Source organism: Phaeodactylibacter sp. (genome assembly GCF_040219495.1).
GTDB lineage: Bacteria > Bacteroidota > Bacteroidia > Chitinophagales > Saprospiraceae > Phaeodactylibacter.
This window is the reverse complement of sequence record NZ_JAVJSK010000143.1, coordinates 17,445-38,804: the sequence shown is the minus strand read 5'-3', so window position 1 is coordinate 38,804 and position 21,360 is coordinate 17,445. Positions and strand designations below refer to the sequence as shown.

The window sequence follows — 21,360 nt, the reverse complement described above, 5'->3', positions numbered from 1 at the left end:
CATCGCAAACGCCATCATTATCGCTGTCCTGGAAAGTTCCCGCGCAGTCGCAATCCGAAGTATAGACATCATTGATGGTGCAGTCGTCCCCGTCATTACAAGAGGTACCGATGAGGCTGTCATCAAATCCGGGGCATTGGTCATCTGCATCACAAACGCCATCATTATCGCTGTCCGGGCAAGCGTCATCGGCGGTAGTAAAGTTATCAACCCCGGAGTAGGGGGAGTTCTCGTCATTGCAAAGCGCACGCACCCGCCAGATATAGGTGGTATTTGGCGATAAGCCGGCCAACTGATAACTGTTGGTGCCTGCGCTAAGCGTAGTGACCGTATTCATAGGTGCCCCTTGCTCGAGGTACTGCAGCTCGTAGTTTACAGCCGCCGCCACCGGCGACCAAGTGAACGTAGCGGTATTAGCCGTAACCTGAGATACGTTTAGATTGGTTGGGGCGGTACAAGGCTGAGCCACTGGCAAACAGAAGTTTGTTGTTTCTTCAGCATCAAAGCTGCCACCACTGGCCAGTGTTGCATTGGTGGCATTATCAGTCAATACATAACTACCGTTGCCTTGGCCACAGCAGAGACCATCGCCATAGGAATCGAAAATGGTGAAATCAAAGCAGCCATCCGGCAGGCAGACCTGCTCGGTAACGGTAGCGCCCTGCGGCTGACTGCCGTAGCCACCGCCCGAAGCGAGCACCTCGTTGTTGGTATTGGTGATCACCCAAGAGACCTCGCCCGGATAGTTATCCAATGTAATAGAAAGGGTAATGGGGTTCTCTCCGGTCATAAAACTGGAACTGGCTTCATCGTTGGCAGGGACCGCATCGGTGCCGCCATTGGGATTGCTTGTCGCAACCGTAAGGGTATAGCTGCCATTGCTGAAGTTGATGGCAGGCAGGGTCACGTCTTCGGCTTGTGCGCTGCCCAGGCTGCCTGTCCAGTTGTACGTATTGGTTGCCCCGCTATTTAAGGTGTAATTGATCGATACCGCAGTCAGCGTTTCAGTACCATAATTGTTCAGGACGACCACAGGTTGGACGGTATTGCCGCAAACTGCGCCGTTGGGCACCTCAATACTGGCGATACCTGCATCAACGGTATTCACAGAAGAACAGGGGCTCAGGCAAGATGCATTGTATACCTCATTGCGGATGAGGTCGCCGGGCTGCTGCCCGAAGTTTTCGGTAAACGAAATACCGACACCTGAAACCAGGTGGCAATAGCTCATGATGGTGCCCGCATTGGGCGTTTCCCCATTATCGAAACAGCCATCAGGAGTATAACCCGCTACCGGGCCACAATTATCGATGGGGGTATTATCGCCATTCCAAGAGCAATCGTGGGTGTGCGGAGAGCCCAGGTTGTGCCCGATTTCGTGGGTAACCACATTGACCGTCCAGCTGTAAGTCGGCACCGTATTATAAGAGGAGTTGATATCACTGTACCCCACACCAAAAGTGCCGCTGCAGATGACATCGAGGTAGGCGATACCACCGCCACCCTGATAGCCCACCAAGTGCGCCATGTCTGCACCATTGTAATCGCCATTGAGATGGGTGCGGAACTGAACCAGGTAGTCCAGTGTACTCGGCCCGGTGTAGGGGTCTTCTGTATCCCAAACGAACACTTCGCTCACCACCAGGTTGATACTTTCATCGGCATAGAGTGTGCTCACCTGGCTGAATACACCGGAGACATAATTGGCGGCCGCTGTAACGCCCCCCTTGCCATCGTGGATGTCTTTATCCACCTCTACGTACATTTTCACACAGTTGTCGGGATTTGGAGAACGGGTGTTGGCGGGTTGATCATCACCCGGGCGGTAGTCAGGCAGTTCTTCAGCGTAGCAGCCTTTCACCGGTGGGTCGGCCAGGGCCTCCGCCGGATAAAGGATGTGAACGCCATCAGCACCTTCCACCTTTCCGAGGTTGTACTGCTGCCCGCGGAACTCGATGATGCCCGAGATTTCATCCGGGCGCACCAGGAGCATGGCAAGAGAATTGGGCGCACCATTTACGGTGCCCCGGTAGTGCAGGCCCGGGTCGAAGGGGATCACCCGGTCAGGGTTGGAAGCTTTGCGCAATTTGAAATCCGGAGACAAGAATTCTGCCTGATACAATTCGAGCGCTAAAGTTTGCCCGTTGTGGTCCTGCAGGCGGAGTTTGAGCTCCTGTGGCTGATCGCGCCTAACCTGATGGAGATTTTTGTCGTGCAGGCTAAAGTACGCGGCCCGGTCTACTTTTTCACGGACCTGCGCTGCCCAGGGGCCGCCCGGGGTTTGCGGTTGCAACAGCAGGCGCTCCGGCTGCACCGCCAAAGTGGCTTGCCGCCGGGCTATTTCTTCTGCAATAGGGTGGTTGTGATGTTGTGCAGAAACAGCAGTGTAACTGAACAACAGGCTGAGCAATGCCCAACAGAGGGTAAGGGAGTTTGTGTGCATTTTTGTTTTGTTTAGGTTAAGACTGTTCCAGGCTTGACCGGAAACACGTCACGGATTACTAATGCCATCGAAACATATTATTAAGCTAGACTATAGATCCAACTTTTACAAGTTTGTTTTAAAGAAAATTAGCCTTTGGCAGATATTTGCCTTTTTCTTTTCAAGAGCAGTACCCGGCATGCCCAAAAGGCACGCCCTACCCTATCCGATTACCCCTCAGCGTTCTTCTACGTGGTCAGCCGGGCTAAGTTTCACCCTGTCACAATTTTTAGTTTTTTCCCGGAACTATCCTGCGCTACCGGAAGTTTAAGAGAACGTTGCGAAACACCGGTTGAAGGGCAGAAATAAAAAATTTCGCTTTTTTTCTTGCACATCAATTTTTAGCCGTTTATCTTTGCAATCGCAATTGAGAAAAACGCTTCTCAAGCTGGTTATAAAGACCCATGGTGTAATTGGCAACACAGCAGATTTTGGTTCTGTCGTTCTAGGTTCGAGTCCTAGTGGGTCTACAAAAAAAGCTCTGGCACTTCGTCAGGGCTTTTTTCGTTTCCGGCAGTGCCCGGACTGCTTTATCTCCCCGTAACTCAGATGTAGATTCAGATGGAAGGCAAGGGGCTTCCGTTTATGGACATCTCTACTCCCAACTCAACGGTCCGCCCAATTAAAGTACAAGACCCCCTCATGATTCATAAAGGTGCTTTCCTTTCGGTTTAAGTCCAACCGTCCTCCATTAAAATTCGTTGCCGGCAGCCCCAATTCCTGGTAAATACAGGCGGTGGCTGCAAAATCCCAAATGCTCCCGCCGCCCTGTTCCTTTTTCGGAAACTTCAGCATACAGGCCGGGCCGTTTTCAAGTACACGGAGCGCATTCAGTACAGCGCCTGCGCCGTTTATTTCCTTTACGCCATTCAGCTGCAACGTTTCTACCTGCTCCTGCAAAAACGAGTTGATTTCGGCCGCCTGCGGGGTATCTTTCAGCTGGCGGTCGGTCACGTAAGTAAGGTGGGGGTTGGTGCATTCCGGGCTCCATGGACGGTCATTCTTAAACGCCCCCTTCCCCTTAACCGCATGGTAAAGGGTATGAGTAACCGGATCAAAGACCACGCCGATGTAAGGTGTGCCGTCTTTGGCGACTAAAGCAATGGAGACCGAAAAACCAGGTCGTTTATTGATAAAAGCCAGCGTCCCGTCCATAGGGTCCACGCACCAAAAGAAGTCTTTTTCGAACCGGCTCCCGTCATCTTCGGTCTCTTCCGATAAAAGGGCTAAATCAAATTCCTCGCAGGTAGGAATCAATTCAGACAGAATTATGGCTTCACAGGCCTTGTCCACCGCCGTTACGACCTGGGAGGCATAGCTCTCCCCGCCTTGTTTCTGCTCTACCACGACGTCTTCATTAACCGCTTTCTGAATGACTTGACCGGCGGCAAGAGCTGCCCTGATCGCTATGGTGCTCAACAGTGGTAAATTCATGGTGTAAGGCTTTTTATCACTTCTGCCGATATACGCTCGCTGTAGGCATTGATTTTCCAGTGGCCGGGGCTCCATCCTTTCAGAAAGCGATGAAAATCCGCCCAGGCGACCCGGTACAACGGCCGCCATTCCTTCTCCAGCGCTTCATTCCGTTCTCCCAGTGCGGTTTGTAAATGGCCGAAGTAAGTATCGAGGATTTGGCCTTCCAAACGTTCACAATCCCGTTCAGACAGGCAGCTGCCGATAAAATACGCCACATCTTTCATGCCGCAACCGCCACCCACATACTGAAAATCCACTCCTGCGACTTGCCCTTCTTTGGAAAAGCAAAAGTTAGCCAGCTTAGCATCCCCGTGAACGAAGGTTTTAAACTTACAGGTGTTCAGTTTTTCATCAATGGCAGGAGCGGCCTCCCTCAGCGCCTGATCAGCCAATACTTCCAATTCCTGCGGCCGGGTGGCTAAATGCCAGTAAGTGCCCACTTCCCAAAGCCCGTCCGGTGCTTTCCCCAGGTAACTGCTGTGAAATTGGGCCAGCCATTCCAGGCAAGCGGCTATTTCTGCCCATGTGACCGCCTGCTTACGCAAGGGGTAGCCTGCTTCATCCAAATCTTCCAGCACCATCAACACCTCATCGCCCTGGGTAGCGACAGACAGGCACCGGGGGAGGCGGGCCGTGCTGTACTTACTGTAGCGGTCATACCAGGCCGTTTCTACCTGGTACGATTTCACTTTCCGTTCATGCCCCAAATCCGTATTCCATCCCCGGGGGTGGTTTTGGTTTACTGGTAATTGAACATGCTTTACGACAACACTTTTGGCAGAAGCCCCCTCCAACCCAATTCGCATGATCTTGCCGTACCCGCTCCACAGCTCCTGTATGGCTTCTTTTTCAAACAAGGAAGAAGCGCCCGTTTCTTGCAGAATAATTGAGGTAAAGTGTGTATTCATAAGGCTGCAAATATATATATAGTCTGACAACCCACAATTTGAGGATTCTGGCTTGAAGAACGCTAAGAGCGTATTCATTAGAGATGGCAGCAACCGGTAAGACTGTAGCACAAAACAGCCCCATCTGCTTTTCTAAGGGCTCGCCGGGAAAAACCTCGGGTCGTCTTAGAGTATATTTGGAGCACCTTTACGTTGTAAATCACCTCCAAACCTACTCTTTGCCCGAACCAACAAATTCCGTACCTTTTCGCTTCATCCAACGAATACCTGCCATGAAAAAATGGGTCAAGATTCCATTAATTGGACTGGGGAGTTTGCTCTTGCTCGTCCTTCTCGCTGGACTGGGCGGCTGGCTTTATCTCCGCTCCGGTTTTCTATTCTTTGAGAAAGATTATCCGGAACCTACCGGGCTATCGACGCTGACCATCGATGGCTATTCCTTTGTGGACCGCAACAGCAACGCCCAGCTCGACCCCTACGAAGATGACCGGTTACCGCTGGACGTCCGGGCAGATGACCTTTTAGCCCAAATGACTACAGAGGAGAAAATCCACCTGCTCAAAGGGTCGGGTATGGCTTCCGGGCTCGGCATGACCGAACCGGGGGAGGGCATCCCGGGCGCCGTGGGCACCATCGTACCTACCCCCCGCCTGGGCCTTCCTACCGTCTACCTTTCCGACGGGCCGGCCGGCCTTAGAATTAACCCTACCCGTAAGGGTGAAGACCGTACCTACTACTGCACGGCTTTCCCAATCGGGACGATGCTGGCTTCTACCTGGAATACCGATTTGGTGCAGGAAGTGGGCAACGCCATGGGCAACGAGGCACTGGAATATGGCATCGATGTGATTCTGGGGCCCGGTGCCAACATCCACCGCCACCCTTTCTGCGGCCGCAACTTTGAATACTACGCGGAGGACCCTGTACTGACCGGCAAAATAGGTGCTGCGATGGTCAATGGGATAGAGTCGAATGGCGTGGGCACCTCCGTGAAGCACTTTGTGGCCAACAATCAGGAGACCGACCGCCACCTGAATAACGCCATCGTATCAGAGCGTGCGCTACGGGAAATTTACCTCAAAGGATTTGAGATTATTGTGAAGGAAGCCCAACCCTGGACCCTCATGTCTTCCTACAATCAGGTCAATGGCACCTATGTTTCCGAAAGCCGGTACCTGCTCACTGATGTGCTGCGGGGCGACTGGAACTTTGAGGGCATCGTCATGTCGGACTGGTTTGGCGGACAGGATGCCGTTGCACAAATCAGGGCCGGGAATGACCTCCTGGAACCGGGCACCAACAAGCAATGGAAAGCCCTGCGCAAAGCCCACGAAGCGGGGGCACTACCGGAATCCGTGATCGACACTTCAGCCAAACGTATTTTGAAGCTCGTACTGCAATCGCGCAAGATGCAGGGCTATCACTACCGCAACGACCCCGACCTGCAGGCGCACGCACGCCTTGCCCGCCAATCGGCAGCCGAGGGTATGGTGCTGCTGAAGAACGAGGGTGCTCTCCCTCTGGAAAAGGAGCAGGATATCGCCCTGCTGGGCATTACGTCCTACGACTTCATTGCCGGCGGTACCGGCTCCGGGGATGTCAATGAGGCTTATACCGTTGCGCTGGAAACCGGCTTGCGCGCGGCAGGCTTCAACATCAACGCCACCGCCCGGAAGTGGTTTGACGAGCACAAAGCTGCCCATGAAGCGGCCTTTACCAAGCCGGAGGGCTTCCAAGCCATGACACAACCCTATGATCCCCCTGAAATGGATTACACCGACGCACAACTACAACAAGTTACTGCCGAAGCCGACGTGGGCATTCTTACGATCGGGCGCAATAGCGGCGAAGGGGGCGACCGGGTGAAAAAGAATGACTTCCTGCTTTCCGAACAGGAACAATCCCTGCTCAACCGCGCTTGTGATGCTTTCCAGTCCTCTGGCAAGCCATTGGTCGTGGTACTCAACATAGGGGGGGGCATCGAGACTGCTTCCTGGAAGGAACGCCCCGATGCCATTCTGCTCGCCTGGCAGGGTGGGCAGGAAGGCGGGCACGCCGCCGCTGATATCCTAAGTGGTAAAGTCAACCCCTGTGGCAAGCTCCCGATGACCTTTCCCCTCCGTTTGGACGATCACGCGTCCAATGCCAATTTTCCATTGGAAGGCGGTGCCATCAATTTCATGAACCTGGTCCTGGGAGAAGCGCCAAAGCCTGAAGCAGCGCAAGTCCGCAACAAAGACTTCACCCGCTACGAAGAGGGGATTTACGTCGGCTACCGGCACTTTGACAAGACAGGACTAGACGTCTCTTACCCTTTTGGGTACGGCCTTTCCTACACCCGGTTTGAGTACAGCAACCTGGAGGCCAGGATGGACAACGACACCATTCATTTGGCTTTGAACGTACAAAATACCGGCGCACGGCCAGGGCGGGAGGCGGTGCAAGTGTACGCGGCCAAACCGGAGACCACGGTAGACCGCCCGGTGCAGGAGCTCAAAGCTTTCGCCAAAACACCAGCGCTGTTGCCCGGCGCGGCAACCACCCTGCATTTTAAAATCCCCGTATCGGATTTACAATACTGGGACGAGGAAAGCAAGAGCTGGGCGCTGGAAGCTGGCCTGTACCTACTGAAAGCCGGCAGTTCTTCCAGAGATATACGGTTGGAGGAGGGGATCACGGTTACACATTCCAGGTGACCGGTAACGGGTGGACTTGCCCAGAAAGTGTTTAACGTAACGGTTCAGTTAACCCGGGGCTTCAAAGCGTGAAGCCCGCCGCATTATTTCTGACAGGATGATCTCCGATTCTGATACCGCTTCTGCCGCAGCAGGCTGATATTTTGATGGCTTCATCCCTGTTCAGTCATAAAATATTCCCGTTCGGCGAAAAAAAAGAGCCTAAACTGACAATTCCCTGACAAATTATTTACATTTGAACATAAAGCCGCATAACACTAAGTCCGGAATTACGAATTAGGAGCGTATTTGGACTTTATCCTTTGACCTGGAAAAGCAAAGTCCTGAAACGCTCTAAGCCTCAAACACCCTGCGTGTTCCTGGGAGGCCATCCTGACTTATGCTCAGCCTGATCCTGCCAGTCCGCTGCAGGAAACAAATATGCTACCATGCCATCAGTCATCCACCGGATTTACGTCTACTCTATGGCGGGGATTGTACTGTTAACAGCCGTACTGCTCGCTTACTATGGTGTATCTTACTACACGACCAGCCTGGAAGAACGGTTTTACCATACCGCACATGACTACTTCAAGCCCAGCGGGTTGTTCGGTCATGGCCTGGGTATCCTGGGCACCCTCCTCATCTTTATCGGTGTCACCTCCTATATCATACGTAAGCGCTACCATTTCATGTCACACCTGGGCCGGCTGAAGCACTGGCTGGAATTCCATATTTTTCTTTGCAGTCTGGGCCCGGTAATGATTTTATTCCATACCGCCTTCAAGTTTGGAGGTATCGTTTCCATTGCATTCTGGAGCATGGTAGCCGTGGTGGCAAGCGGAGTGATCGGCCGGTTCATTTACATACAAATACCCCGCACCATCGAAGGGCGGGCGCTGAACCTGGGCGAAGTCAAAGCTATGAAGACCAATATTGGCGCGCTGTTACAAGATCACTACCACCTTGACGAGCAGAGTTATACCGGTATTCTGGAAGCTGTAAAAGTGAAGCCTTTCCGGGATACAGGGACTTTTCTGGGCAGTATTTTAAATAAGCACCTGGAAGACCTGCGGACACTTCGGAGCGTCCGCCAGCTGCTGTCGCAAAATCAGCTTTCCCGCCCGGATGTCAAAAAGGTAACACGGATTGTCCGGAATGAAATTTCACTCAACAACAGAATTGAGCGGCTACATACCATGCAAAAGCTCTTCAAATACTGGCATGTGGCGCATTTGCCTTTTGCCCTCATCATGCTGGTTATTGTGCTTTTGCACGTGGGTATCACTCTGGCCTTTGGCTACAAATGGATTTTTTAACGCCTAACTGGTGCAAATATGCTACTCGAACAATTCATCATCTACGGCTTGGTTTTCCTGTTCTGCGGGGCAATTGTTTTCGTGTATTTGCGAAAGCTGAAGCAGGCCTCGCAGGAAGTGGAAGCCAAGATTGAGGTTGCCAAACAGGAAGGTATACACGAGCCTGTGTCTCTGCATCCCCGCATTGACCTGAGTACTTGCATTAAGAGCGGAGCCTGCGTAACCGCCTGCCCGGAAAAAGATATTCTGGGCATTCTCAATGGAGCGGGCACTCTGATCAACGCTTCCAATTGTGTGGGCCATGGTGCTTGTTTCCACGCCTGCCCGGTAGAGGCTATCTCCCTGGTGATTGGTACGGAGACGCGGGGCGTCGACCTGCCCCACGTCAGCGAATCTTACGAAACAAACGTACCGGGCATCTATATTGCCGGGGAACTGGGAGGTATGGGGCTGATCAAAAACAGCGTGGAGCAAGGTATGATGGCCGTGGAAAACCTGGTTCGGTCCGGGCTCAAAAAAGACGATTCCTCCCTTGACCTTTTGATCGTCGGCGCTGGCCCTGCTGGCGTTTCGGCTTCCCTGACTGCTAAAAAGCATGGGCTCAATTTTGTTACGCTTGAACAAGACACGCTTGGGGGCACCGTGTTCACCTTCCCCCGTGCCAAAGTGGTGATGACGGCCCCAATGCACCTCCCCCTCCACGGGCAGGTAAAATTATTCGACACCAGCAAACAGGAATTGCTGGACCTGTGGAATGAGGCCCTGACCAAAAATGGGATTACCATCCGGGAACAGACTAAAGTGGAGTCCATCATCCCGGAAAACGGACTTTTCAAGATAAAAACTCAATCGGGAGAGTCGTTCATAGCCAAACGGGTATTGCTTGCGATTGGCCGAAGAGGCACTCCCCGAAAGCTCGGCGTCCCCGGAGAGGTATCAGAAAAAGTAGCCTATCGCCTGCTCGAACCAGAACTTCTGGAGGGAAAGAAAATCATGGTCGTAGGCGGAGGAGACTCCGCTATTGAATCCGCCCTGCTATTGACCGATCAGAATGAAGTGACGCTTTCTTACCGCAAGGATAAGTTTAGCCGCCTCAAGCCTAAGAACCGCGAAAAAATCCTGCAGGCCATCACCGATGGGGACCTGAAAGTCCGGTACAATACCAACCTGACCGCGATAGAGCCCGACCGGGTATTTCTGTCTACGGATCAGGAAGGAGAACAGCTGGAATTGGAGAACGACCTGGTATACATATTCGCTGGGGGGGAGCTGCCCACACAGTTTCTCCAAAATACCGGCGTACAAATCACTAAAAGATTTGGGTACACCATGAAAACATACCGGTGAAACATGATGGGGCGCAAAATTGCGCTCTTAAAAGGCTCTAACAGGCCAGGCAGCCTAAAAGAAAAGATTTCAACGGCCCATGGGCCGGCGTAAAAATGAACATAAAACGACTGCATACAAACCTATTACTGAGCATGAGCATTTACTGCTTTACTGACCTGCAGGCACAACTCTCGCCCGGAGCGTTAACCCGTTCGCATGCCGAACTGGAAGGGATCAGTAATTGCACCCAATGCCATACGCTGGGCGAAAAAGTCTCTAATGAAAAGTGCCTGGCTTGCCACGAGGAGATTGCAGTCCGCATAGATCAACAGCGAGGCTATCATGCTGCTCCTGCTGTGCGCCGTCAGGAATGCGCCGAATGCCACAGTGAGCACCACGGCCGCAACTTCGAAATGGTCCGCTTTGATGAGGCAACGTTTGACCACGACCTGACCGGCTACGAACTTACCGGTGCCCATCAGCAGATAGACTGCCGTAGCTGCCACCGGCCCGATTTTGTTGCCGATGACGCACTCAGGGGCCGTGCTGAAACCTATCTCGGGCTGCCAAAAGAATGCGCCGACTGCCACGACGATTATCATCAAGGTACTTTATCGAGCAGCGAATGTACGCAGTGCCATACGACCAATGCTTTTGCCCCGGCTGAAAAATTTGACCATCAGCAGACGGCTTTCCCACTAAGGGGGCAGCACGAACAGACAGACTGCGCCGCCTGCCACGAAGAAACAAGCCGCAATGGCGAGCCCTTCCAGGTTTTCACCGGGCTGGACTTCAACAACTGCAACAGCTGCCACGAAGATGCGCATAACCGCAACCTGGGCACCAACTGTAAGCAGTGCCATACAGAGCAATCCTTTGCTTCCCGGGCGAGTCTGCGCCGTTTTGATCATAGTCATACCCTCTTTCCGCTCAAAGGCGCACACCAGCAAACGGATTGCGGGCAGTGCCATACGATGGATGTACCTGCCGCCAGTATCTTTCAGGACCACCTCGGAGTTCTGGTCAACGAATGCAACCGTTGCCATGAAGATGTGCATGAAGACCGCTTCGGGAGCGATTGTGCGGCCTGCCATAATGAACGCGCCTTCACGGATGTTGATGAAAACCAGTTTGACCACAGTCTTACCGCCTTCCACCTAAAGGGCAGGCATCAGGAAGTGGACTGCCGGGAGTGCCACACCGAAAGCTTCATTGAGCCCGTCCCCCACAATGAATGTGCCGCCTGTCATCAGGATTACCATGAGGGCGACTTTACTTCGGCAGGGAATAGCCGGGATTGTGCCGAATGCCATTCTGAAGAAGGCTTTGATGTCACCTTATATACTCTGGAGGCCCACAATCAGAGCCAATTCCCACTAGATGGAGCCCACCTGGCTACCCCTTGTTTTGCCTGCCACATGGTAGAGGACCGCTGGGTATTCCGGGAGCTGGGGGCACGCTGTGTCGACTGCCACGAAGATGTACACCAGGGGTATATCTCCGAAGACTATTACCCGGACCAAGACTGCCAGCGTTGCCATGTAACAGACCGCTGGGAGGCATAGCACTTTGATCACAGTACAACCGGATTCGAGCTATTGGGTGCACATGCCCGGCAAGGCTGCATGGATTGCCATGCCACTAAAGACGAGCGTTTGCCCACATACGCCGGTTTTTTGAACCTTTCTACAGATTGCAGCCAATGCCACGAAAATGTACATGGCAGCCAATTCGAACAAGAAGGCCTGACGGACTGTGCCCGCTGCCATGGCTTCGAAAACTGGGGCATTGGTGATTTCAACCACGACAATACAGCCTTCAAACTGGAAGGGCGGCACGCAGCAATTGCCTGTGAAGCCTGCCATAAGCCTACTGAAATAGACGGAGAACGCATTATTCAATATCAATTCAAAAGCTTTGAATGCATAGACTGCCACAAATAGTACTGCTGTTGCTGTGGGGACTATCGCTTCAGGCACAGTCTCCTCACGGGCCCGACTTCCTGGTCAACTGCTCCGACTGCCACTCGTCTGCCAGTTGGGAAATTAATGTGGACACCCTGTTCTTCAACCACGACACCACTGCTTTTCCACTGGCGGGCCAGCATCAGTTTGTGGACTGCCGGGCCTGCCACGAGACTTTGGTATTTGATGAGGCCCCTGGCCAGTGTATAGATTGCCATACTGACATTCACCGGATGACGGTAGGTAATGACTGTGCCCGTTGCCATACCCCCGAAAGCTGGCTGGTCGATAATATCACCGAACTGCACCAGGAAAATGGCTTCCCACTGCTGGGCGCGCACGCGGCCATCAGCTGTGCAGACTGCCACACCTCCGCCACCACACTTGAATTCAACCGTATTGGCAACGACTGTATCAATTGCCACCTGGATGACTTTAATGCCACGACCAACCCTAATCATCAGGATGCAGGCTTCCCTACAGATTGTGCGACCTGCCACAGTCCTGATAGACTGGATTGGGGAGCAGAGAATATTGACCACAACTTCTTCCCACTAACCAAGGGGCATGATATTACCGATTGTACGCAGTGCCATACCACCGGAGACTATAGCACGACTACTGCCGAATGCGTGTCTTGCCACCTGAATGACTTTGAGAACACCCTGGAACCTCGCCACGAAGCGGCCGGATTCTCCAATGATTGTACCCAATGCCATACGACCGATGTGGGATGGATGCCAGCTGTATTTGCAGACCATGATGCATTGCATTTCCCTATCTACTCCGGCTCGCACCAAGGTGAATGGATGAAATGTGCCGAATGCCATGATAACAGCAACGACTATGCCTCTTTCACCTGCACCAACTGCCATATCAACCCCGAGACCGATGATGACCACGACGGGGTCGGTGGCTATGTGTATGAAGACAATGCCTGTCTGGCCTGCCACCCCACAGGCGACGAAGACAGTAATTTTGACCATAATGAGTCAGGCTTCCCACTGACCGGGGCGCACCTCACAACGGATTGTATACAGTGCCACGCCGATGGATATGCCGGCACGGCCACCGAGTGCGCCGGGTGCCATACAACCGAATTTAACGCCACTACAAACCCGGACCACAGTGCTCTAGGCCTGTCCACTGACTGTGCCAGCTGCCACTCCACGCAGCCCGGCTGGAGCCCAGCTGCCTTTGCCGATCACGACAGCTACTACGCCCTCAACGGGGCGCACGCTGCTGTCGCCAACGATTGTGCGCAGTGCCATAACGGAGACTATAACAACACCCCCAATACCTGCGCCGGGTGCCATACCCCCGACTTCAACCAGACCTCAGACCCCGACCACGAAGCTGCACAGTTCCCTACCGACTGTGCCACCTGCCATAGCGAAAGCGCATGGGTGCCCTCTTCCTTTGACCACAACAATTACTACCCCCTGGACGGCGCGCACCAGATCATCGAAGACGACTGCGTGGCCTGCCACAACGGTGATTATGCCAACACCCCCAACACCTGAGCCGGCTGCCATGCTCAGGACTATTCCGCAACTGTCAACCCGGACCACGAAGCCCTCGGCCTATCCACCGACTGCGCCAGTTGCCATTCCACGCAGCCGGACTGGGCACCCGCTGCCTTTGCCGACCATGACAACTACTATGCCCTCAATGGGGCGCACGCCGCTATCGCCAACGATTGCATACTCTGCCACAACGGCGACTACAACAACACCCCCAATACCTGTTTCGGGTGCCATAGCGATGACTACAACAATACCGACGACCCCAACCACGCCACCGCCCAGTTCCCCACTGACTGTACCGCGTGCCACTCAGAAGACAGCTGGGTGCCATCGACCCTGGACCACGACGCACAGTACTTCCCCATCTATTCCGGTGCCCATCAGGGCGAATGGAGCGAGTGCATTGAATGCCATACCAACCCCGCAGACTACACCTCCTTCACCTGCACCAGCTGCCATACCAACCCCGGGACCAATGATGACCACGACGGGGTCGGCGGCTATGTGTACGAAAACACCGCCTGCCTCGCCTGCCACCCTACCGGCGATGCCGATAATGTCTTTGACCACGATATGACCGCCTTCCCGCTGACCGGGGCGCACCTGGCCGCCAATTGCCTGGACTGCCACGCCAGCGGATACGCCGGCACGGCCACCGAGTGCGCCGGGTGCCATACAACCGAATTTAACGCCACTACAAACCCGGACCACAGTGCACTCGGCCTGTCCACTGACTGTGCCAGCTGCCACTCCACGCAGCCCGGCTGGAGCCCAGCTGCCTTTGCCGACCACGACAGCTACTACGCCCTCAACGGAGCGCACGCTGCTATCGCCAACGATTGTGCGCAGTGCCATAACGGAGACTATAACAATACCCCCAATACCTGCGCCGGGTGCCATACCCCCGACTTCAACCAGACCTCAGACCCCGACCACGAAGCTGCACAGTTCCCTACCGACTGTGCCACCTGCCATAGCGAAAACGCGTGGGTGCCCTCTTCCTTTGACCACAACAATTACTACCCACTGGACGGCGCGCACCAGATCATCGAAGACGACTGCGTGGCCTGCCACAACGGTGATTATGCCAACACCCCCAACACCTGTGCCGGCTGCCATGCTCAGGACTATTCCGCAACTGTCAACCCGGACCACGAAGCCCTCGGCTTGTCCACCGACTGCGCCAGTTGCCATTCCACTCAGCCGGACTGGGCCCCAGCTGCCTTTGCCGACCACGACAACTACTATGCCCTCAATGGGGCGCACGCCGCTATCGCCAACGATTGCATACTCTGCCACAACGGCGACTACAACAACACCCCCAATACCTGCTTCGGGTGCCATAGCGATGATTACAACAATACCGATAATCCAAACCATGCCACCGCCCAATTCGCTATTGACTGTCAGGAATGCCATACTGAAGACGGCTGGGTGCCATCAACGCTCGACCATGATGGGCAATACTTCCCCATTTTCAGTGGAGCGCACGAAGGCGAGTGGAGCACCTGCATGGAATGCCATACCAATGCCTCCAATTTTGCTGAATTCAGCTGTACCGGTTGCCATACTAATCTGGAAACCAATGACGAACACGCAGGAGTAGGTGGATATGCCTATGAAAGCAATGCCTGTCTGGCCTGCCACCCTACCGGCGATGCCGATAATGTCTTTGACCACAATTCAACGGCCTTCCCGCTGACCGGGGCACACCTGTCAGTCGCTTGCCAGGATTGCCATACTGACAGCTATGCAGGTACTCCAACGGCATGTGCAGCCTGCCACACCAATGATTATGCTCAAACCATCAATCCCAGTCATCAAGCTCTTGGGTTTACGACCGAATGCACCACCTGCCACACTACCGAACCGGGCTGGAGCCCCGCCACCTTTGCTGACCACAACAGCTACTATGCCCTCAACGGGGCACACGCGGCTATTGCCAACGATTGTGCGCAGTGCCACAATGGCGACTACAACACCACTCCGAATACCTGCTTTGGCTGTCATAGCGATGATTACAATCAAGCCACAGAACCCAACCACGCCGCAGCGCAGTTCCCCACCGACTGCCAGCAGTGCCATACCGAAATCGCATGGGTACCGTCCAGTTTCAATCACGATAACTACTATCCCCTGACGGGAGGGCACCAAATCATTGCCGATGACTGCAACGCCTGCCACCAGGGTAATTATACCAATACGCCCAATACCTGTGCAGGTTGCCACACTCAGGATTACGCTGCAACGGTCAACCCGGACCACCAGGTACTTGGCCTGTCTACCGACTGTGAGAGCTGCCATACGACGACACCAGACTGGAGCCCCGCCACCTTTGCTGACCACGACAGCTACTATGCCCTAAATGGTGCGCACGCGGCTATCGCCAACGACTGCATACTCTGCCACAACGGCGACTATAACACCACTCCGAATACCTGCTTTGGCTGTCATATCAATGACTATAATCAAGCCGCAGACCCCAACCATGCCGCAGCGCAGTTCCCCACCGACTGCCAGCAGTGCCATACCGAAAACGCATGGGTACCATCCAGTTTCAATCACGACAACTTCTACCCCCTGACTGGAGGGCACCAAATCATTGCCAATGACTGCAACGCCTGCCACCAGGGCGATTACACCAATACGCCCAATACCTGTGCAGGTTGCCATACTCAAGATTATGCCGCAACGGTCAACCCGGACCACCAGGTACTTGGCCTGTCCACCGACTGTGAGAGCTGCCATACCACGACACCAGACTGGAGCCCCGCCACCTTTGCTGACCACGACAGCTACTATGCCCTCAATGGGGCGCACGCGGCTCTTGCCAACGATTGCGCGCAGTGCCACAACGGAGACTACAACAATACGCCCAACACCTGCTTTGGGTGCCACACCAATGACTATAACAGCACCAGCAACCCCAACCATACTGCAGCGCAGTTCCCCATTGACTGTGAGCAGTGCCATTCGGAGACCACCTGGGTACCCTCCTCCTTCAACCATGATAGTTACTACCCATTGACGGGGGCACACGCCGGTATTGCGACTGATTGCAATGCCTGCCACATGGGGGACTATAACAATACGCCCAACACCTGCTTTGGATGCCATAGCGATGACTACAACAGCACCAGTAATCCCAACCACGCTGCGGCCAACTTTTCTACCGACTGTACGCAGTGCCATTCGGAAACGAGCTGGGCACCTTCCTCCTTTAACCACGATAATTACTACCCATTGACGGGAGCCCATGCCGGTATTGCGACTGATTGCAACGCCTGCCACATGGGGGACTATAACAATACGCCCAACACCTGCTTTGGATGCCATAGCGATGACTACAACAGCACCAGCAACCCGAACCATGCTGCCGCCCAGATCGCTACAGAGTGCCAGGACTGCCATAACGAAACCACATGGGTGCCCGCTACTTTCGACCACAATAACTTCTACCCGATTGAAGGCGCTCACCAAGCCTTCGAGAACGACTGCAATGCTTGTCATATGGGTAACTATACCAACACGCCCAACACCTGCGATGGCTGCCACCTTGATGACTACAACAGTACCAGCACTCCAAATCATGCCACTGGTCAGTTACCACTGACTTGTGAAGATTGTCATACTCAGACAGCCTGGGCTCCCTCTACATTTGACCACGATCAGCACTTCCCGCTGACGGGAGCGCACCAGCTCATTGAAAATGAATGTTTTGAGTGCCACCAGGGCAATTATAACAATACGCCCAATACCTGTGAAGCCTGCCATAACGACGATTACAACCAAAGCACCAACCCGAACCACCTGGCGCTCGGCATCCCTATGGATTGCGCATCCTGTCATACTACTGACCCCGACTGGATACCGGCCAGCTTTGACATCCACAATCAGTATTATGCCCTCAACGGAGCGCATGCCGCTATTGCCAATGACTGTGTGCAGTGCCACAACGGCGACTACAACAATACCCCTAACACCTGCTTTGGCTGCCATAATGATGACTACAACGGCACGAGCAACCCCAACCACGCTGCCGCCAGCTTCCCGACTGACTGTGAGCAGTGCCATTCGGAGAGCACCTGGATACCCTCCTCCTTCAACCATGATAATTACTACCCGCTGACGGGAGCGCATGCCGGTATTGCGAATGATTGCAATGCCTGCCACATGGGCGACTATAACAATACGCCCAACACCTGCTTTGGATGCCATAACGATGACTACAACAGCACCAGCAACCCCAACCATGCCGCGGCTCAAATCGCTACGGAATGCCAGGACTGCCACAACGAAAACGCATGGACACCTTCTTCCTTCAACCATGACAACTACTACCCGCTGACAGGAGCCCACGCCGGTATTGCCAATGACTGCAATGCCTGCCATATGGGCGATTACAACAATACACCCAACACTTGCTTCGGATGCCATAGCGATGACTATAACGGCACGAGCAATCCTAACCATGCTGCGGCGAACTTCCCGACTGATTGTGAAGCCTGCCATAGCCAAAACACATGGATACCCTCCACTTTTGACCATGATGCCATGTACTTCCCGATTTACAGCGGCAAGCACGAAGGTGAGTGGAATGCTTGTTCAGAATGCCATACCACACCCAATAATTACGCCATTTTCGACTGTATCAACTGCCATAATAATGCAGCGGACCTGGCGGATGACCACGATGAAGTCCCCGGTTATATGTTTGAAAACAATGCCTGTTTTGCATGCCACCCAACCGGAGAAGAATAGAAATCGTTACAAATGATAAAATACCTTTACATAGCATTTTTTGTGGCTTCGGCCACTGCGCTTTGGGGACAGGGCAACACCGCGTGGGAAAGCGGTGCGGTTTCCTTTACCTCTTCGCGCAATGTATATGTAAAGTTCTCAACGACAAAGGACATAAAAATAGGCGATACGCTGTTCATCAGTACCGAGGGCCGCTATTTGCCTGCTCTGCTGATTGACAACAAGTCTTCCACCTCTACGGTATGTACCCCAATTGCGGACCGCACCTTTCAGAAAAAGGATCTGCTGTTTGCCCGGGTGCCAAAGCCCAAGTCGGAGCCAATGCCGGAAGAAGCACCCACCAAAGCCGTACCAGAAGAAACAGCGGAAGTAAAAACGGGGGCGGCTCCCGTCCTCACGCCGGAGGAAGATCAGGATGACCAACCGGTTTCCAACGAGAAAATCAGAGCCAGGCTGTCCGCAGCCTCCTACAGTAGCCTGTCGGATTACCGGGATCTCCACCGGATGCGCTATGCACTGTCCTTTCAGGGAGCGCACCTGAATGACAGCCGTTTTTCTACCGATGCATACGTCACTTTCCGCCACGAAATCGGGGCATGGGATGAGGTTCGGGACAACCTGTCTAACGCCCTTAAGGTGTATGCACTTTCCGTTCGTTACGATATTGACTCCATGTCCAACCTGACTTTGGGCCGGCGCATCAACCCCAATATGTCCAGCATTGGCGCGATTGACGGGGTGCAGTACGAAAGAAGCTTTGGGCGGGTACAACTGGGCGGTATTGCAGGCTTTCGTCCTGATTTTACCAACTATGGCTTTAATCCGGACCTGCTGGAAGCCGGAGGCTATGTGATGCTCGTATCCGACGAAGCAGCAACCCACCACCACCAAACCACCTTTGGGTTTATGGAACAGACCAACCGGGGGAATACCGACCGCCGGTTTGCATACCTGCAGCACAGCAGCAACCCCTTTGATGCCCTCAACCTGTTTGGGTCATTCGAAGTAGACCTTTACGAAAACCTGAACAGCGAAGCACATGGCACTCTGAAGCTTACCAATTTGTTCCTGTCCATGCGGTACAGGGTGAACCGCAAGCTGCGGCTGTCCCTGTCTTATGACAACCGGCGCAATATCATCTATTACGAGTCTTACAGAAGCTTTATTGATCAGCTCGTGCAGGATGAAACACGGCAAGGGCTGCGCTTCAACCTCAACCTGCGCCCTATAAAGCTAATCACGCTGGGGCTCAATACGGGGTGGCGTTTTCAAAAAAGCGGCAATAACGAATCCAAAAATCTGAGATTATTCCTGAATTGCTCCAGGATCCCCAAGTTGAATATGCGGGCTTCACTGTCTGCCAACTTTTTGCAAACCAGCTTTATTGAGAGCCAGATTTTTGACTTGAGGCTATCTCGTCAAATCATTAAAAAGCGCCTGGACGGGGATGTTTACGGCCGTATAGTGGAATACCACTACCGGCACAACGACTCCATCGTGAGACAAAATATTGTTGGGGTGAGTTTTTCCCTACGCATAAGAAAACAATTGAGCTTATTTTTATACTACGAAGGGACTTTTGATCATCGGGACGAGCAGTTCCATCGGATCAATACAAAAATCATTCAGCGGTTCTGAGTGAGAGCGCACCATGCTATGGCATGCTGAACTATTAGACGTGATGTGTTGAGTACGTGTAGTGGGAAAATGAACTGTTTCCAACCGCACTCCGGCTTTTTGAAGGCGTTAAACGGCTGAAGAAAGGCATCCCGGTAGAACCGGGATGGGAAGGGGCAGCGCCATTTCACCCCTGCTGTAATTCCCAACGCATTAATTTTCTTACAAACAAAACATTAGCCAGCCTACCCCGGCCAGCGACTACCTGATTCTAAACTGTACATTATGCATAACTGTGATTTGAGAGCCATTGTGCTCTGTTTTTTTACCGGCTTCCTCGCATTGGGCTTTATGAGCTGCGAGTCTAAGCCAAAAGTCATTGAAAGCGAGGCCTCTGTGCCCGCTGATAAAAATACTGGCACAGCCACCCTCCCGTCGCTGAGCGAGGCCAGTAGTAGCCCTGCGGCAACGGAAAACCAGCACAAGGTGACCGTGAGCGAAGTACTGAATACAGAGCGGTACACCTATTTGCAGGTTGATGAAGAAGGAGAAAAGTACTGGATAGCCATTTCGAAACGGGAAGTTGCTGAAGGTGATACTTATTACTTCAAGGGTGGCCTTATGAAAAAAAACTTCTTCAGCCAGGAGTTCAACCGTGTTTTCGAAACCCTCTACCTGGTCTCCAATTTCTGGAAGCAACCCTCTGGTAGTGAAGCGGCACTGGATGAGGCTTTTGCGCAGATGAATACGGCTCAGGGTGCCCCCGACCTGGAGGTCCGCCCCGGAGATATTCAGCTGGCCGAAGGGGCCGTACCCCTTGCCAAACTAATGGCCAATAAAGCGCAGTACGGCGAACAACTGATCAAAGTGACCGGCAAGTGCGTCAAGGTGAACCCCATGATCATGAACCGCAACTGGGTACACCTGAAGGATGGCTCTGGCGAAGGGGCCGACCTGACGGTAACAACAGCTGAACAGATCCCACTTGGCGCTATCGTTACACTGGAAGGCACCATCGCATTGGATAAGGACTTTGGTGCGGGTTACCGGTACGATATCATTATGGAAGAAGCCGTACTTCGGTAATTGTTAAGAGCTTGTTGGAGTTTTACACTTTGGGCTGCTCTTGCCAAATTTCGCTCTGCGTCTACGGCGTAGCGCTCCGATAGTTCATCAGGCATTTCACAGCCTGATTGATACACGCACGGAGCCTAATCGTGGCGCTATAGAGGACAGTCAACACCTCACGAAAAGCAGGCTCAAAAGGACGAGTTTGGGTATCGTAGGTAGTTTCCGGACCCTC

13 protein-coding genes and 1 tRNA gene are annotated in these 21,360 nt (G+C 53.3%); 10 read left to right on the top strand and 4 right to left on the bottom strand.

Going from position 1 to position 21,360, the window contains the following annotated elements; all coding sequences use genetic code 11:
* A partial coding sequence (locus RIC19_RS23335) for a M12 family metallo-peptidase (protein ID WP_350180799.1) occupies positions 1 to 2,443 on the bottom strand: 2,443 nt, incomplete at its 3' end.
* 437 nt (positions 2,444 to 2,880) lie between these two features.
* On the opposite strand from RIC19_RS23335, the gene RIC19_RS23330 reads away from it, so the two are divergent.
* Positions 2,881 to 2,952 (top strand) — tRNA-Gln (locus RIC19_RS23330).
* Positions 2,953 to 3,088: 136 nt separating this feature from the next.
* On the opposite strand, the gene RIC19_RS23325 is transcribed toward RIC19_RS23330, so the two are convergent.
* The gene (locus RIC19_RS23325) at positions 3,089 to 3,916 is read right to left on the bottom strand and encodes a 3'(2'),5'-bisphosphate nucleotidase CysQ family protein (RefSeq protein WP_350180798.1); all 828 of its coding nucleotides are present in this window, start codon (positions 3,914 to 3,916) and stop codon (positions 3,089 to 3,091) included.
* Positions 3,913 to 4,866, bottom strand: a complete 954-nt coding sequence (locus tag RIC19_RS23320) for a phosphotransferase (protein WP_350180797.1) — start codon at positions 4,864 to 4,866, stop codon at positions 3,913 to 3,915. Before RIC19_RS23320 ends, RIC19_RS23325 begins: the two co-directional genes overlap by 4 nt.
* A 272-nt stretch (positions 4,867 to 5,138) precedes the next feature.
* On the opposite strand from RIC19_RS23320, the gene RIC19_RS23315 reads away from it, so the two are divergent.
* From RIC19_RS23315 to RIC19_RS23290, 6 genes are all read left to right on the top strand, one after another.
* Positions 5,139 to 7,562 carry a beta-glucosidase family protein gene (locus RIC19_RS23315; RefSeq protein ID WP_350180796.1) on the top strand — a complete coding sequence of 808 codons (2,424 nt, stop codon included), beginning with the start codon at positions 5,139 to 5,141 and terminating at the stop codon, positions 7,560 to 7,562.
* Between the two features lie 428 nt (positions 7,563 to 7,990).
* Positions 7,991 to 8,860 carry a hypothetical protein gene (locus RIC19_RS23310; RefSeq protein ID WP_350180795.1) on the top strand — a complete coding sequence of 290 codons (870 nt, stop codon included), beginning with the start codon at positions 7,991 to 7,993 and terminating at the stop codon, positions 8,858 to 8,860.
* Positions 8,861 to 8,878: 18 nt separating this feature from the next.
* Positions 8,879 to 10,207 (top strand): NAD(P)-binding domain-containing protein, encoded by a 1,329-nt coding sequence (locus tag RIC19_RS23305; RefSeq protein WP_350180794.1) that lies wholly within the window; start codon positions 8,879 to 8,881, stop codon positions 10,205 to 10,207.
* Positions 10,208 to 10,341: 134 nt separating this feature from the next.
* Positions 10,342 to 11,754, top strand: a complete 1,413-nt coding sequence (locus tag RIC19_RS23300; RefSeq protein ID WP_350180793.1) for a cytochrome c3 family protein — start codon at positions 10,342 to 10,344, stop codon at positions 11,752 to 11,754.
* A gap of 33 nt (positions 11,755 to 11,787) precedes the next feature.
* Positions 11,788 to 12,132 carry a hypothetical protein gene (locus RIC19_RS23295; protein ID WP_350180792.1) on the top strand — a complete coding sequence of 115 codons (345 nt, stop codon included), beginning with the start codon at positions 11,788 to 11,790 and terminating at the stop codon, positions 12,130 to 12,132.
* Complete coding sequence (locus tag RIC19_RS23290; RefSeq protein ID WP_350180791.1) at positions 12,111 to 13,676, top strand: hypothetical protein; 1,566 nt, start codon at positions 12,111 to 12,113, stop codon at positions 13,674 to 13,676. The genes RIC19_RS23295 and RIC19_RS23290 overlap by 22 nt, the downstream gene beginning before the upstream one ends.
* 60 nt (positions 13,677 to 13,736) lie before the next feature.
* On the opposite strand, the gene RIC19_RS23285 is transcribed toward RIC19_RS23290, so the two are convergent.
* Positions 13,737 to 13,988 (bottom strand): hypothetical protein, encoded by a 252-nt coding sequence (locus tag RIC19_RS23285; RefSeq protein WP_350180790.1) that lies wholly within the window; start codon positions 13,986 to 13,988, stop codon positions 13,737 to 13,739.
* A gap of 15 nt (positions 13,989 to 14,003) precedes the next feature.
* Between RIC19_RS23285 and RIC19_RS23280 the strand changes: the two genes are divergently transcribed.
* From RIC19_RS23280 to RIC19_RS23270, 3 genes are all read left to right on the top strand, one after another.
* Positions 14,004 to 18,440: a hypothetical protein gene (locus RIC19_RS23280; protein ID WP_350180789.1), complete on the top strand. Its 4,437-nt coding sequence runs from the start codon at positions 14,004 to 14,006 to the stop codon at positions 18,438 to 18,440.
* Positions 18,441 to 18,452: 12 nt separating this feature from the next.
* Positions 18,453 to 20,078, top strand: coding sequence for a TonB-dependent receptor (locus RIC19_RS23275; RefSeq protein WP_350180788.1), 1,626 nt, complete (start codon positions 18,453 to 18,455; stop codon positions 20,076 to 20,078).
* 264 nt (positions 20,079 to 20,342) lie between these two features.
* Complete coding sequence (locus RIC19_RS23270) at positions 20,343 to 21,143, top strand: GW dipeptide domain-containing protein (protein WP_350180787.1); 801 nt, start codon at positions 20,343 to 20,345, stop codon at positions 21,141 to 21,143.
* Positions 21,144 to 21,360 lie beyond the last annotated feature (217 nt).

Excerpts from the sequence above, each read along its gene's own strand:
- RIC19_RS23275 (WP_350180788.1), top strand. The coding sequence starts at position 18,453 with ATGATAAAATACCTTTACATAGCATTTTTTGTGGCTTCGGCCACTGCG.
- RIC19_RS23315 (WP_350180796.1), top strand. The coding sequence starts at position 5,139 with ATGAAAAAATGGGTCAAGATTCCATTAATTGGACTGGGGAGTTTGCTC.
- RIC19_RS23305 (WP_350180794.1), top strand. The coding sequence starts at position 8,879 with ATGCTACTCGAACAATTCATCATCTACGGCTTGGTTTTCCTGTTCTGC.
- RIC19_RS23325 (WP_350180798.1), bottom strand. The coding sequence starts at position 3,916 with ATGAATTTACCACTGTTGAGCACCATAGCGATCAGGGCAGCTCTTGCC.
- RIC19_RS23270 (WP_350180787.1), top strand. The coding sequence starts at position 20,343 with ATGCATAACTGTGATTTGAGAGCCATTGTGCTCTGTTTTTTTACCGGC.
- RIC19_RS23310 (WP_350180795.1), top strand. The coding sequence starts at position 7,991 with ATGCCATCAGTCATCCACCGGATTTACGTCTACTCTATGGCGGGGATT.
- RIC19_RS23290 (WP_350180791.1), top strand. The coding sequence starts at position 12,111 with ATGCATAGACTGCCACAAATAGTACTGCTGTTGCTGTGGGGACTATCG.
- RIC19_RS23300 (WP_350180793.1), top strand. The coding sequence starts at position 10,342 with ATGAGCATTTACTGCTTTACTGACCTGCAGGCACAACTCTCGCCCGGA.
- RIC19_RS23320 (WP_350180797.1), bottom strand. The coding sequence starts at position 4,866 with ATGAATACACACTTTACCTCAATTATTCTGCAAGAAACGGGCGCTTCT.